We start from the raw sequence: 13477 nt of genomic DNA on the forward strand, positions 1-13477 counted from the left end.
CCTACCGGGGCTGGCCGCCCGGCAACCGCACGACCTGCACGAAGAACTCGTCGATCTGGCGCACCGCGCTCATGAACTGATCGAGGTCGACTGGCTTGGTGACGTAGGCGTTGGCGTGCAGCTTGTAGCTGCGCAGGATGTCCTCCTCGGCTGAGGAAGTGGTCAGCACGACCACCGGGATGTGGCACAGGTCGTTGTCGGACTTGATAATTTCGAGCAGCTGTCGGCCGTCGTACTTGGGCAGGTTGAGGTCGAGCAGGATCAGGTCCGGGCGCGGGGCATCGGCGAATTCTCCGCGCCGGTACAGGTAGTCCAACCCTTCCTGCCCGTCGTGCACCACGTGCAGGGTATTGCTGAGCTTGTTGTGTTCGAACGCTTCCCGGGTGATCAGCTCGTCTCCGGGGTCGTCCTCGATGAGTAGGACGTCGATCGCGCGACTGTTGTCGGTCATGAAGTGGTTCCTTCCATTTGCGGCTCGTGTTCGGGTGCGGTCATGACGGGCAACGTGAAACGGAAACAGGTGCCGCCGTCGTAGGAGGTGTCGATCCAGATGGCGCCGCCGTGGTATTCGACGATCTTCTTGACCAGCGCCAGCCCGATTCCGGTGCCGGCGTAGGCATCACGGCCGTGCAGTCGCTGGAAGATGACGAACACCTTGTCGACGAACTCGTCCTCGATACCGATACCGTTGTCGGAGAAGGTGAACATCCATTGTCCGTCGTGCTCGCCCCCGCCCGGTTCGCAGGAGATGGTGATGGCGGGGGAGGCGTCCTCACGGCGGAACTTCACGGCGTTGCTCACCAGGTTCTGCCAGAGCATCGTCAGCAGCGTCGCGTCGCCCATCACCCGCGGCAGCGGCGTCACCCGGGTTATCTGCGCCCCGGTCTCATCGATGGAGGTGGCGACATTGGCCAGCGCGCTCTCCAGCGTGGAGTCGAGTTGGACGTCGGAGAGCGTGGTGTTCAGCCGCCCCACACGGGAGAACGTGAGCAGGTCGTTGATGAGGATCTGCATGCGCTTGGCTCCATCGACGGCGAAGGCGATGTATTGCGTGCCGCGTTCGTCGAGTTGATCGCCGTAGCGCTTCTCCAGGAGCTGACAGAACGACGCGACCTTGCGCAGCGGCTCCTGCAGGTCATGGGAGGCGACGTAGGCGAACTGTTCGAGTTCGGAGTTGGATCGGCGCAACTCGGCTGCCTGTTCGTCGAGTCGGGTGCGGGCCGCGCCGGCGGCCTCCAGCTCGTCGACGATACGACGGCGCATGTTCTCGACGTCGGTGGCGATCGCGCGAATGTCCTTGGGCCCCTGCGGAACGATCGTCTCGTCGAAGCTGCCGTCGGTGATGCGTCGGCACGCTGCCGCCAGGGCCTCCAGCGGCTGAGTGACGGCATTGCGCACCAGGATTGCCATCAAGAACCCGGCGATCAGGAATGCGGCGATCATCGCCGCCAGTACGCAGTCGCGCCAGGCACGGGCGGTGTCTAGGTCGCCGACCGCCACGGTCCTGGCGGTCGCCAAGTCCGTGTTCTGCTGGTCGAATAGTGTTCTGAGCGAGTCGAACCGCGCCTTGCCGGCTTCGGCCGTCGCGTTGTTCACCAAGCCAGGCTTGCCGGGGGTGACGCTAGCGATCAACGGTTCGGCGTACCGGGTGCGCCATTCGATCGATGCCTGTTCGAGCGCGTCGAGGTCGCCGAGCAGATCTTGGCGCCCGGCGAGCAGTTCGCGGATGGTTTGTGCGGCAGCCTGTTCGGTGCGCTGCCCGTCGTAGTAGGGCTCCAGGAACTGCGAATCGGCGGCGATGACGTAGCCGCGCACGGCGGTCTCCTGATCGCGCAGCGCGGCCTGCAGCCGATAGGCAGCGACACGGGCCGGCTGGATGTCCTCGATCAGCTGCCGGCTCACATCGTCGGTGCGGTTGAGTAGGACCGCGCCGCCCAGCGCACCGGCGAGCACCACCACGCCCATGGTGAGCAGGACGACGGTGAGCCAGCCCCACACCGTCAGCGACGATCGCCGCTGGTTGATCACCGGTTGGCTCATCGGCGAGTCCGTTCGACGCGGAGTACCGCGATGTCGTCGCTGATTCCGCCGTGGGATTGGGCGAGCTCTTCGGCGCCCTGGATGAGTGCGTCGACGAATGCCCCGCCGGGCAGTGCGGCCACCGAGCGAGCCAGCTCGAGCAGCCCATCTTCGCCGAGTCTTTGTTCACCGCCGCCGGCGTGGCCTTCGAAGAGGCCGTCGGTGAGCAACACCAGGCCGTGCCCGTCCGGTAGTTCCAGCTCGTTCTGCGGCCACTGCTGCGCACCCAGGCCCAGCGCCGGGCCAGCTGGCGGCTCGATCCACTCGACTGTGCCGGGACCGTGTAACAGCATCCCGGGGTGGCCGGCCCGTACGGCGGTGAACCCCCGTCCGTCGGGCCACAGCGCGACACTGAGCACGGTGGCGAATATTCCGGTGCCGGCTCGCTCGGCACGCAGGATCTGCTCGAGTCGGCGCATCCGGTCGTTGCCGCGTAAGCCGGCGAACGTCAACGCACGCCAAGCAATTCGCAGTGCCGCGCCGAGAGCAGCCTCGTCCGGGCCGTGTCCGGACACGTCACCGACCATGACGTGCACAGTGCCGTCGGGAGTTTGCACCACGTCGTAGAAGTCGCCGCCGAGCAACGCGTTCTCGCGGCTGGGCCGGTATTGGGTGACGATCTCGACGCTCGGTTCTTCGGCCAGCAGCGGCAGCGGGAGCAGCGCTCGCTCCAGCCGGGCGTTCTCCTGAGCCCGTGCCTGGCTGGTGTGCAGATCGACGGCGGTGAGCTCGGCACGCTTTCGTTCCATGGCGTACAACAGCGACCGGTGCAGGGTCTCGGGTCCGACGAGCCCCTTCACCAGGTAGTCCTGCGCCCCGGACGCCATTGCCGATACCCCGAAGTGTTCGTCGTTGAGCCCGGTGAGCACGACGATCGGGATGGTGGCGTCGCGCTTGGCGATCCGGTCGACGGCCGAGATGCCGTGGGCATCGGGCAGATTCAGGTCGAGCAGCACGCAGTCGGGGCGGGTGATGGACAGCTTGTCCTCCGCGACGGACATCGATGGAGCCCAGTCGACGGTGATGTCGGCCCCGGCGTCGGCGATCAGTTCTTCGACCAGCACCGCATCTCCCTCGTCATCCTCGATGAGCAGGACGGCGATGGAACGGTTGGTCGCTCCGGCGAAGCCGGAGGGATTCAACGCCTGTGGGTCATAACGTGCGCGCATAGGGTCATCAGTCCTTATGTCAGACTGGCCGCGCTTTGACCTAGATTGTGACAAGACAACGGGACGACTCTACCGGCTTGCCCGCGCTGCGCCCAACTCGCGTGGGTGACTCCGCCGGTCAGCGGCGCGCCGATCCGGTCAGCAGCCGCCCGTCGCTCGCCTGCAGCAGGCAGATCACAGTGCTGGGGCCCGGGTACCGTGCGCCGCACCTACCAGCTCCCTCGAGGTCGCTGCCGCCGTGTCTACCGGAGAAGGGCGGCGGGGTACAGGTCATCCTCGGAGGAATCGACACATGAGAATCCTGCAGAAGATCACGCACATGACGTTCGGTTGCGTGGCAGGCCTGGCGATCGTGCTGGTCGGTGCCGGCGCTGCCCAGGCCGACCCCCCGGGCCCTTCCGGGCCGCCGTGGGCGCCGTGGCTGCCGGTGGTGTGGAACGCCGACCTGTCCGGCTGGGGCGTGTGGTGGAACGGTGGGTTCATCCAGCTCTGACCGTCACCGTCACTCGAAGCTGCTCTCTCGCCTGCGCACAAAATCCAGCAGTGCAGGGTCCGCGGAGGTGAACCGGTCGACCTCTTCGCCTCCATCGCACCGATACAGCGCCACCGTCACGCTGTGATCGCACCCGTCGACGACCGCCCAGTGTGCACCGGCGTCCTGCCAACGCTGAAGCTGCGCCACCGGATCCCCGCTCATCACTCCATGATGGCGCGCGCGGCGGGCTCAGGATGGCACAGTGGGTACGGGCCCACACAGCACGGGCCGGACCAGGCAGTGAGGGGACACGGTGGACCGCTCGATGGCGGTAGCAACTGCCGCGACGTTCGTCTGGCTCGGAATGGTGCTCGCCATCTCGTTTCTCGAGGCACCGCTGAAGTTCCGGGCTCCCGGCGTCACCGTCCAGGTGGGCCTCGGTATCGGGCGGCTGGTGTTCCGGGCGCTGAACGCGTGCGAGATCGTGCTGGCGGCAATCGTCGTCGTCGCTCTCGTGGCGGGAACGCCGACCATCGCTGTCATCGTGGCAGCGCTGGTGGCCATCGGAGCGCTGCTGGCCCAGGTGATCGGGGTGCGGCCCTATCTCACCCGCCGCTCCGATGCCGTTCTTGCCGACGCCGCCCAGGCGGAGGTCGGCCGGTCGCGGGCGCATTACGTCTATGTGGTCTTCGAAATCGTCAAGGTGGTAGCGCTGCTCGCCAGTGGCGTTCTGCTGCTCAACCCGTAAAAGCTTGGAGGAACGATGGATTCGGTGTCGCTATCGAGGTTGGCCGATGAACACCTGGCCGCTGCCCGGTCGTCGAACAGCGGTCGGTCGGCCCACACCGTGCACGGGGGGCACGATCATGCGCTGCGCCAGACCCTGATCGCGTTGGCGGCCGGCCGCGATCTTAGCGAGCATCACACGCCGGGAGAGACCACGCTGCAGGTGCTGCGCGGGAATGTCCGGTTGGCGACGGACGCCGAGAGCTGGGAGGGGTCCGCCGGCGATCTGCTGGTGGTTCCACGCGAACGGCACGGTCTGCACGCCGTCGACGACTCGGTGGTGCTGTTGACGGTGCTCGCCGACAGCTAAGGCGTCAGTAGTCGAACTCGGCCAGGTCGGTCGCGCCGCTGCGGATATCGCCGTCGAGCATGAGCAGCGCGGGCACCATCTCGCAGGTGACCAGACCGTGGCTGCCGGTCACCTCGTCGACGATGTCGAAGGATCGGGCGATGACGTCCGGGGTGTCGACAACGATGGTGCTGACGGGTACCTGGCGGCCGTACTGAATTAGCTTGTCGCCGTGGGGCTTGTGATCGCCGTGGAATCCCCAGATGCCGCGCAGGACGGTGGCCCCACTGGCCGTCTCCGATTCCCACAGCCGCCGCACCAGGGCGCGGTGGATCGGCACGCCGTCGTGGTGGGTGGACTCGGAGGTGAAGACCGTCAACTTCTGGCGCAGCGTCCGCCCGGCGGCGTCGACGGCGGGCAGCGCGGGCGGGCGCGCCAATAGTCGGCCGTCGCGTTTGCACACCTGGATGCGCTCCACCGTGGCCAACGGCTCGTAGAGCATCGACTGCAGTTCGGGCAGCACCTCCTGCACCTGCGGTGCGGTGCCGACGGCGACGATGACCAGCGGGACGTCGACGTTGCCGCTGAAGAACCGGGCCCGGCGGCGCCGGCCGTGAGCGGTGCCGTCGACGCCGAGAAAAACCGTCGCGCCGGCGAAGTGGTGGCGGTGCAGCAGGTCGCAGACGGCGTAGAAGGCGGGGGCGCCGTTGACCCGGCGTCGGCGGCCGACGTAGATGGTGAGCCGGACTGCGTCACTATGGTCGGGCAGCGGAGCACCGGACAGCTCACCCCCGAGCAACCGGGCGCGCTCCAGGGTGATCAACCCGCGGGTGGTCATCCCAATGACGTCGTCGACCAGCCCGGTGATCGTCGCCTCGGCGTCCACTGCGGTGACGGCGACCGGGGGATCCTCGGACAGTGTCAGCGACTCGTCGCTGCGGATGACGTGGCGTGGGCCGAAGCTCGCGATGCCCCGCAGCAGTGCGCTGCTGGCCACCTCGCGCTCGGCGTAAAGGTCCAGCAGGGCCTCGGCCAGGAATCGCGATCCGGCGCGTTGGCGTTCGCCGAAGTAGGCAGTCAGTTTCAGGTACTTCTCGCTCATAGCAGGCTCGCGATCCACTGGCCGAGCATGGCCGCGGCGATGCCCAGGACGACGCTGACGACGAGATTGGTGATCGCCGGCCGCATACGGCGCTCCTCGGTGAGGCGCTGGGTCTCCAACATCCAGGTGGAGAAGGTGGTGTAGGCGCCGACGAAAGCCGTGCCGGCCAGCAGCGCGGCATTGTGGTTCAGGCTCAGCCCGGTGATGAAGCCCAGCAGCACCGCGCCGCTGATGTTGACCGTCAGCGTGCCCACCGGGATGGAACGGACCACCCGGCGGGCCACCGCCCGGTCGACCATGAACCGTGCCACCGAGCCCACCCCGCCGATGACGAGCACCCCGGCCCAGACGGCGACGCTCACGCGCGGACCCGGACCCTGCGCACCAGGGCGGTGGCCAGATACACCGCCAGCAGCCCGGCGGCGATGCTGACGAGCGTGTAACCGGCGGCCAGCCCGTAGTGGTGCTGTTCGATCATCCGCATCGTCTCGACCTGCATGGTGGAGAACGTGGTCAATCCACCACACAGGCCGGTGCCGAGCAGCGGACGGCGGTAGCTGGACAGCGGCAGTCGTTCGAGCAGGCGGGTGGTGAAGTAGCCCAGCAGGAAGGCGCCGATGATGTTGACGACGAACGTTGCCCACGGCCAGTGACCGGGATCGGTGACCAGCACGGTAGCCAGCCCGGCGCGGGCGAGAGTGCCCAGCGCGCCACCGGCGAATACGGCCGCCAGTTCGCGGTTGTCATGTCCGAACACCGGCTACCCCCTTAACCGTCAGTGAATCCGCGAGCAAGTATCGCCCGTCGAGAGGCAGAATTGGCGCCATGGCGGCTAACCCCCGCGCCGGTAAGCCGGCGCTCCCCGAAGACCTCGTCGATCTGCCCCATCTGGTGACCGCGTATTACACGGTCCAGCCCGACCCGGACGACGTCGACCAGCAGGTGGCGTTCGGCACGTCGGGGCATCGCGGCTCCAGTCTGGACGGGGCGTTCAACGAGGCGCACATCCTGGCCACCACCCAAGCGATTGTGGAGTACCGAGCTGGGCAGGGCACCACCGGGCCGTTGTACATCGGCCGGGACACCCATGGGCTGTCCGAGCCGGCCTGGGTGTCGGCCCTGGAGGTGCTGGCCGCCAACGACGTTGTGGCGATGATCGATTCGGCCGATCGGTACACCCCGACACCGGCGGTCAGCCACGCGATCCTGACCTACAACCGGGGCCGCAGCAGCGCCCTCGCCGACGGCATCGTCGTCACACCGTCGCACAACCCGCCCCGAGACGGTGGATTCAAGTACAACCCGCCCAACGGCGGGCCGGCGGACACCGACGCCACCAGCGCGATTGCCAAGCGCGCCAACGAGATCCTGCGTGGCGGGCTGGCCGAGGTGAAGCGGGTGCCGTTGGCGCGCGCGCTGCGGACGGCGCAACGCCACGACTACCTGGACGCCTACGTGTCCGACTTGCCCAACGTCGTCGACATCCACGCCATCCGCGCCGAGAGGATCCGTATCGGCGCCGACCCGCTGGGTGGAGCCAGCGTCGACTACTGGGCGGCGATCGCCGAACGGCACGACCTGGACCTGACCGTGGTCAACCCGCTGGTCGATGCGACCTGGCGGTTCATGACGTTGGACACCGATGGCAAGATCCGGATGGACTGCAGCTCACCCAACGCGATGGCTGCGCTTGTTCAAAAAGTGATCGGCCACGCTGACTCCTACCAGATCGCCACCGGCAACGACGCCGACTCCGACCGGCATGGCATCGTCACCCCCGATGCCGGACTGATGAACCCGAACCACTACCTGGCCGTGGCGATCGACTACCTCTATTCGCACCGTCCGGACTGGCCGGGCAGCGTCGCCGTGGGCAAGACCGCCGTCAGCTCCTCGATCATCGACCGGGTGGTGGCCGGGCTGGGCCGCAAGCTCATCGAGGTGCCCGTCGGGTTCAAGTGGTTCGTCGACGGATTGATCGGCGGCACAATCGGCTTCGGTGGTGAGGAGTCGGCGGGCGCATCGTTCCTGCGCCGTGACGGCTCGGTGTGGACCACCGATAAGGACGGCATCATCATGGCGCTGCTGGCCTCGGAGATCCTGGCGGTCACCGGAACCTCGCCCTCGCAGCGCTACGCCGAGCTGGCCGAGAAGTATGGGGCGCCGGTGTACGCCCGTGTCGACGCGCCGGCCAACCGGGAGCAGAAGGCGCGGCTGGCCAAGCTCTCCCCGGAGCAGGTCAGCGCCACCGAGCTGGCTGGGGAACCGATCACCGCCAAGCTGACCACCGCGCCGGGCAACGGCGCGCCGCTGGGTGGACTGAAGGTCACCACCGCCGACGGCTGGTTCGCCGCGCGCCCGTCGGGTACCGAAGACGTGTACAAGATCTACGCCGAGTCGTTCAAGGGTCCCGAGCATCTGGCCGAGGTGCAGCAAGCCGCTCGTGAAGTGGTGAATACAGTCATCTCGTGAGTTCTGTCGCCGAGGGTGACTGTTCGTCGGAAGCCGAAGCCAAGCTTCCGCGGGAAGTGTGGGTGCTGATCGCGGCGAACGCGGTCATCGCTTTGGGCTACGGCGTGGTGGCGCCGGTACTGCCGCACTATGCCCGCAACTTCGGGGTGAGTATCAGCGCCGCGACGTTCGTGATCACGGCGTTCGCGTTGATGCGGCTGCTGTTCGCGCCGGCGTCGGGCATGTTGGTGCAGCGGTTGGGGGAGCGCCGCGTCTACGTCAGCGGGCTGCTCATCGTGGCGCTGTCGACGGGGGCGTGTGCGTTCGCCCACACCTATTGGCAGCTGTTGGTGTTCCGCTCGCTCGGCGGGATCGGCTCGACGATGTTCTTCATTTCCGCGTTGGGGTTGATGATCCGCATCAGCCCGCACAACGCCCGGGGCCGGGTGGCCGGAATGTTTTCCAGCGCCTTCCTGGTGGGTTCGGTGGCGGGCCCGTTGATGGGCAGCCTGACCGCCGGGCTTGGGCTGGCCGCACCGTTTCTGATCTACGGTGGCGCGCTGCTGATCGCTGCCGCGGTGGTATTCATCAGCCTGCGGCACTCACACCTGGCCGCGCCGGCGCCGGAGAACGAGTTGACGGTGACGGTGCGGGTGGCGCTGCGGCATCCGGCCTACCGGGCGGCGTTGCTGTCGAATTTCGCGACCGGCTGGTCGGCGTTCGGGCTGCGGGTGGCGCTGGTGCCGCTGTTCGTCACCGAGGCGCTGCACCGCGGGCCGGGCATCGCGGGGGCGGCGCTGGCGACGTTCGCGGCCGGCAACGTGGCCGCCGTCATCCCGTCGGGGCGGTTGTCCGATCGGACCGGACGCCGGCCACTGCTGATCGCCGGGCTGTCGGTGTCAGGGTTCACGACGGCGGTGGTGGGGGCGGCGACGTCGCTGCCGATCTTCCTGGTCGGCGCGTTCCTCGCCGGTGCCGCCACCGGGGTCTTCACCGCGCCGCAGCAGGCGGCGGTGGCCGACATCATTGGCAAGGCCCGTGGCGGCACGGCGGTGGCCACCTTCCAGATGATGTCGGACCTGGGTTCGATCGTCGGTTCGCTGGGGGTCGGGGAGATCGCCCAACACCTGTCCTTCGAGTGGGCGTTCGCGGCCAGCGGGCTGATTCTGGTGCTGGCGTCGATCGGGTGGCTGTTGGCGCCGGAAACCCGCGACAGCGAGCCGCTGGAGCACACCCCGCCCCGGCCGCTGGGCCCGGAGGCGGCCGGTGAGTTGCCTTAGCCGCTTGGCGGCGGGCAACAATCGTCGTCGTCCTGGTCAGAGGGCGATCGTCCTACACCGGGTGACCAGCGATTTTGGAGCGCGGGTCCCGGTGGTGTAATTTCGGTGAGCACACCTGGGGCTATGGCGCAGCTGGTAGCGCACCACACTGGCAGTGTGGGGGTCAGGGGTTCGAGTCCCCTTAGCTCCACTCTGAAAAACCCGCCCTGACTTCGGTCGGGGCGGGTTTTCGTGTTCTCTGCGGGGCTGGGGCTGGTCGGGTTTCACGACAACCGTGGCCTTTTTGATGAACTACGGTTAATCGTCGGTGTCTGCACACCGATGTATCGAGACATGGTGCCGCACGGATGGCCTAAACAGTGCCGCTCAGCCGGGCTTCACTTCGGAGGTCCAACTACGGATCACTGAGCGCCAGCGATCTGCGTATGTGCGGTGAGCAGCGACGATGCGAAATGACTGATTCCGATCCTGTTATGTGACTGATTCAGGACCGGGCATATGCCAGGCCCGGCCCAACCCCGAGAACGGTCCCGGGCACCGAAGCTGTTCGGTGTTCGGTATTGACCGAACGCCGAACATGAGAAATAATGGTCTTGTGTTGAGCGCAGCTGACGCAGAACACGCGCTTGTTGACGCGCTTGAAGCGGCAGGCCTGACGGCCTCCCTAATCGACTCCGCTGGAGACGCTGCCGATATCGAGGTCCGAACTCCTGACGGCCAGACCTTGCTCATCGAAGCCAAGTATCGGACGCTTGCGTCGGCGGATGCGCTCCCGCGACAGCTCGACCAATACGCGCACCAGCTTGCTCGAATCCGAACCAAGGCTGGCAAGGCCGTCGTTGGTGTGCTCGTTGCCGACCGGATCACCGAAGATGCGCGCGCGATGCTGCAAAACAGCGGCTGGGGATGGTTGGATTTGCGCGGTCGACTGCACCTGGCCGCACCCGGGATCTACGTCCATGCCGACATTCCGCCGGTACACGGAGGTACGACGGCTCGTGGCGATCCGTTCGCTGGTAGAGCTGGCCTGGAAGTCGCCGTTGAACTGCTCTTGAATCCGGGCCGGTCTGTCGGTGTGCGTTCGCTAGCTCAGCGAATCGGCAGGGCGCCCAGCACTGTTTCAGAAGTTCTGGCGCGCCTTCTGCGTGCGAATTTAGTTGACACCGAACATATCCCGACCATTCCGGACCTATTCTGGGGTCTTGCGGCGGCTTGGCGTCCGGTCTCAGCGGATGTCGCCTCGTTGCCATCGCCGGGGGACAGGGCAGTTCGCGATGCGCTGCGCGTTAACGACGACATCAACGCCGGAACTGGCTGGGCACTGACGGACACCGCGGCGGCGGCATACTATCGGGCGCCTGTCGGGCTTCGCGCCGACCATCCGCCCGACTTCTATGTTCCCGACATGCGCACTCTGCGCCGTGCAACACAGTTGCTTGGCGCCGCCGCTGATCCGAGCACGCGCGCAGCAACGTTGAAGGCCGCCCCTTTAGCGGCGACATGCGCAGCGCGGGTTCGGATCAGCGAATCTGAAGGGAGCTGGCCCATGGCTCGACCGCTGTTCGTGGCCTTGGACTTGGCCAACGATCCGAGCCGCGGACGCGAGATCCTCGCTCAATGGACGCCGCCTGAACCGTGGGCGCGTGTCTGGTAGTCCAGAGCCTGTGCCGGTGGTGAACCTTGCCGGCACAGCGATGGAGGGGCTCGTCCACGCAATCCCGCGCATTGAGGCACAGACGTCACGACCAGTTGTGTTGATCGGCGGGCTGGCGGTTGTGTGCCGATTAGGGCGACCCCATCGCGCGACTGCTGACCTGGACACCGTGGATCGGCGGCGTGACGACGAACGATCGCAGCTCGAAATGCTTCTCGATGCTGGTGCGACTCCGCGCGGTCCCGCAGGAGCGCTATTGGACACTTTGGCCGGTGTTGTCGAGGTTGACGTTCTCGGGGTAACCGATGCGGCACTTCGGGAGCTTCCCGACGACGCCACCGGGCGCCTTCATGTCATGGCACACAACTGGGCAGCAGCGACGGCATCCCCAATGTCGCTGCGGACGCCAGGATTCGCGCCGGTCACCGTGCGCGTCGCCGAGCCCGGGCCGCTCATCGCGATGAAGCTGCAATCACTGATGGACCGAGGCGCGGCCAAGGAGGCCAGCGACCTATTGGACATCGTACGGTTGGCGCTCGACCCGATTGCCGGTGCTGTCGCGCGACAACAACTTTCGGCCGCAGATCCGCAGTTGCGGGCTGATTGCCTGCTCCACGTGAAGCTTTGGCTGATTACTCACGCGAAACGGTCGCTAAACCGCATCAGAAGTATCCCGGAAGGCCAGGCGATGGCATTGGACGACATCGAGCTCACCGCCGAGCTTCTCGTCGCATCGGTACAGTCCTAGCGTCATTGCAGCGACGACTCCAACGGCGCCATATCAGCACAGCCCTCGCGCCGACGACAGTTTTGACGACAACGCCGACGACAGTTGCTCCCTCAAATACGTCGCCTACACGACAATCAGCGCCCTATCCGGCCTGGTCGAGGGATCGGCCCGGTTCTGGCAGTGTGGGGGTCAGGGTGAGGGGGACCCAATCGGTGGTCCAGTTGATCTGTACCCGTGTTGTTGGTCCACGGTCATGCGAGTAGAGGGCAGAGTGATCATCGGGAGGTCACATGCCCCGTCAGTATTCGTCGTCGGTCCGTCGGCAAATCGTTGCGCGGCTGCGATCGGGTGAACCGGTGGCTGCCGTTGCGGTCGAGACCGGGATCTGTGAAGCAACTCTGTTCCGTTGGAAACGTCAGGCACTGATCGACGCCGGGGTCATCGAGGGCATTCCCAGTGTGGAGGCTGACGAACTCGCCGCGGCTCGCAAGCGGATCGCGGCGCTCGAGGCCGAGCTGGCCCTGACCCGCGACGCGTGCGAGCTGTTCGACGAGCAGGCGGTGGTGCCCCCAAAACGCCGACGCGCGATCACTGAGGGGCTGATCGCGCGAGGATACTCAGGCCGATCTGCCTGCCGGATAACAGGATTGACGCGTTCTCTATTGCAGTATCACCGGCACCGCCCTGTCCCGGACCGCGAGGTGCGTCGCCTCATTGTGGCCGACACGATCACCGAGATCCACCAACGCTCCCGCGGCACCTACGGGCGCCGGCGGGTCCGCGCGGCGTTGTTGGCCGACTACGAGATGAACGTCAACCACAAGCTCGTCAACTCGATAATGGCCGAGCACGGCCTGTACGGGGTGCCGCGTCCCGGGCGGCGGAAACCCAACCTGATTGGTGTCGACACCCCCGTTGACCTGGTCAATCGGCAGTTCACTGCCACCAAGCCGAACGAACTGTGGTGTACGGATATCACCGAACATCCCGCGCGTGACGGCAAGGTGTATTGCTGCGCGATCCTGGACTGCTTCTCGCGGATGATCGTCGCCCGCACCTTTTCCACCACCCCCGACACCGCCCTGGTCAACAATGCGGTCAACATGGCCGCCGATAGCAGAAACCGCAGTGGCCCAACGATTCTGCATGCCGACCATGGTAGTCAGTTCACGTCCTGGAGCTTTGGTGAGAACATGCGGCGGTGGGGCCTGCTCGGCTCGTTCGGTACCGTGGGCGACTGCTTCGATAACGCCGCCATGGAGTCCTTCTGGGCACGGATGCAAGTCGAACTACTCAACACCCGCCGTTGGGCCACCACCATCGAATTAGCTGCCGCCATGGCCGATTACATCGACAACTTCTACAACATCGAACGCCGGCACAGCTACCTCGGTAACATCAGCCCCACAGAGTACGAAACGCTCTGGACATCCACCTATTCGATCCCTCAACTCGCATGATC

General features: G+C 66.3%; 15 protein-coding genes and 1 tRNA gene. 9 read left to right on the forward strand and 7 right to left on the reverse strand.

What is annotated here, in order from left to right; all coding sequences use genetic code 11:
• Position 1: 1 nt before the first annotated feature.
• Genes ACXDF8_RS25745 through ACXDF8_RS25755 form a run of 3 tightly spaced genes read right to left on the reverse strand, consistent with a single transcriptional unit; the run spans position 2 to position 3248 of the window.
• Entirely contained in the window at positions 2-451 is a 450-nt protein-coding gene (locus tag ACXDF8_RS25745; RefSeq protein WP_457226092.1) for a response regulator, read from the reverse strand.
• Entirely contained in the window at positions 448-2040 is a 1593-nt protein-coding gene (locus tag ACXDF8_RS25750; protein ID WP_457226093.1) for a sensor histidine kinase, read from the reverse strand. The genes ACXDF8_RS25745 and ACXDF8_RS25750 overlap by 4 nt, the downstream gene beginning before the upstream one ends.
• The gene (locus ACXDF8_RS25755) at positions 2037-3248 is read right to left on the reverse strand and encodes a PP2C family protein-serine/threonine phosphatase (RefSeq protein ID WP_457226094.1); all 1212 of its coding nucleotides are present in this window, start codon (positions 3246-3248) and stop codon (positions 2037-2039) included. The genes ACXDF8_RS25750 and ACXDF8_RS25755 overlap by 4 nt, the downstream gene beginning before the upstream one ends.
• A gap of 292 nt (positions 3249-3540) precedes the next feature.
• On the opposite strand from ACXDF8_RS25755, the gene ACXDF8_RS25760 reads away from it, so the two are divergent.
• The gene (locus ACXDF8_RS25760) at positions 3541-3741 is read left to right on the forward strand and encodes a hypothetical protein (RefSeq protein WP_457226095.1); all 201 of its coding nucleotides are present in this window, start codon (positions 3541-3543) and stop codon (positions 3739-3741) included.
• 9 nt (positions 3742-3750) lie between these two features.
• On the opposite strand, the gene ACXDF8_RS25765 is transcribed toward ACXDF8_RS25760, so the two are convergent.
• Entirely contained in the window at positions 3751-3945 is a 195-nt protein-coding gene (locus tag ACXDF8_RS25765; RefSeq protein ID WP_457226096.1) for a hypothetical protein, read from the reverse strand.
• A 91-nt stretch (positions 3946-4036) separates the two neighbouring features.
• Between ACXDF8_RS25765 and ACXDF8_RS25770 the strand changes: the two genes are divergently transcribed.
• Together ACXDF8_RS25770 and ACXDF8_RS25775 are read left to right on the forward strand one after the other, a co-directional pair.
• Positions 4037-4471 carry a hypothetical protein gene (locus ACXDF8_RS25770; RefSeq protein WP_457226097.1) on the forward strand — a complete coding sequence of 145 codons (435 nt, stop codon included), beginning with the start codon at positions 4037-4039 and terminating at the stop codon, positions 4469-4471.
• Positions 4472-4486: 15 nt separating this feature from the next.
• On the forward strand, positions 4487-4819 hold the full coding sequence (locus tag ACXDF8_RS25775; protein ID WP_457226098.1) for a cupin domain-containing protein: 333 nt from the start codon (positions 4487-4489) through the stop codon (positions 4817-4819).
• A gap of 4 nt (positions 4820-4823) precedes the next feature.
• Here ACXDF8_RS25775 and ACXDF8_RS25780 read toward each other — a convergent pair whose 3' ends face one another.
• From ACXDF8_RS25780 to crcB (ACXDF8_RS25790), 3 genes are read right to left on the reverse strand one after another with little or no spacing between them, the layout of a single operon-like run.
• On the reverse strand, positions 4824-5900 hold the full coding sequence (locus ACXDF8_RS25780) for a putative PII-like signaling protein (protein WP_457226099.1): 1077 nt from the start codon (positions 5898-5900) through the stop codon (positions 4824-4826).
• On the reverse strand, positions 5897-6199 hold the full coding sequence (crcB, locus tag ACXDF8_RS25785) for a fluoride efflux transporter CrcB (RefSeq protein ID WP_457226106.1): 303 nt from the start codon (positions 6197-6199) through the stop codon (positions 5897-5899). The genes ACXDF8_RS25780 and crcB (ACXDF8_RS25785) overlap by 4 nt, the downstream gene beginning before the upstream one ends.
• Before the next feature lie 59 nt (positions 6200-6258).
• Positions 6259-6657, reverse strand: a complete 399-nt coding sequence (gene crcB, locus ACXDF8_RS25790) for a fluoride efflux transporter CrcB (protein ID WP_457226100.1) — start codon at positions 6655-6657, stop codon at positions 6259-6261.
• 68 nt (positions 6658-6725) lie between these two features.
• Between crcB (ACXDF8_RS25790) and pgm the strand changes: the two genes are divergently transcribed.
• The 6 genes from pgm (at position 6726) to ACXDF8_RS25820 (ending at position 13475) form a co-directional block, all read left to right on the forward strand.
• Complete coding sequence (gene pgm / locus ACXDF8_RS25795; RefSeq protein ID WP_457226101.1) at positions 6726-8372, forward strand: phosphoglucomutase (alpha-D-glucose-1,6-bisphosphate-dependent); 1647 nt, start codon at positions 6726-6728, stop codon at positions 8370-8372.
• On the forward strand, positions 8369-9631 hold the full coding sequence (locus ACXDF8_RS25800; RefSeq protein ID WP_457226102.1) for an MFS transporter: 1263 nt from the start codon (positions 8369-8371) through the stop codon (positions 9629-9631). The genes pgm and ACXDF8_RS25800 overlap by 4 nt, the downstream gene beginning before the upstream one ends.
• Positions 9632-9748: 117 nt before the next feature.
• A tRNA-Ala gene (locus ACXDF8_RS25805) sits at positions 9749-9821 on the forward strand.
• A gap of 360 nt (positions 9822-10181) precedes the next feature.
• Positions 10182-11285 carry a transcriptional regulator gene (locus tag ACXDF8_RS25810; protein ID WP_457226103.1) on the forward strand — a complete coding sequence of 368 codons (1104 nt, stop codon included), beginning with the start codon at positions 10182-10184 and terminating at the stop codon, positions 11283-11285.
• A gap of 16 nt (positions 11286-11301) precedes the next feature.
• Positions 11302-12033, forward strand: a complete 732-nt coding sequence (locus tag ACXDF8_RS25815; RefSeq protein ID WP_457226104.1) for a prevent-host-death protein — start codon at positions 11302-11304, stop codon at positions 12031-12033.
• A gap of 338 nt (positions 12034-12371) precedes the next feature.
• On the forward strand, positions 12372-13475 hold the full coding sequence (locus ACXDF8_RS25820) for an IS3 family transposase (protein ID WP_457223823.1): 1104 nt from the start codon (positions 12372-12374) through the stop codon (positions 13473-13475).
• Positions 13476-13477 lie beyond the last annotated feature (2 nt).

Source organism: Mycolicibacterium sp. CBM1, from assembly GCF_054073305.1.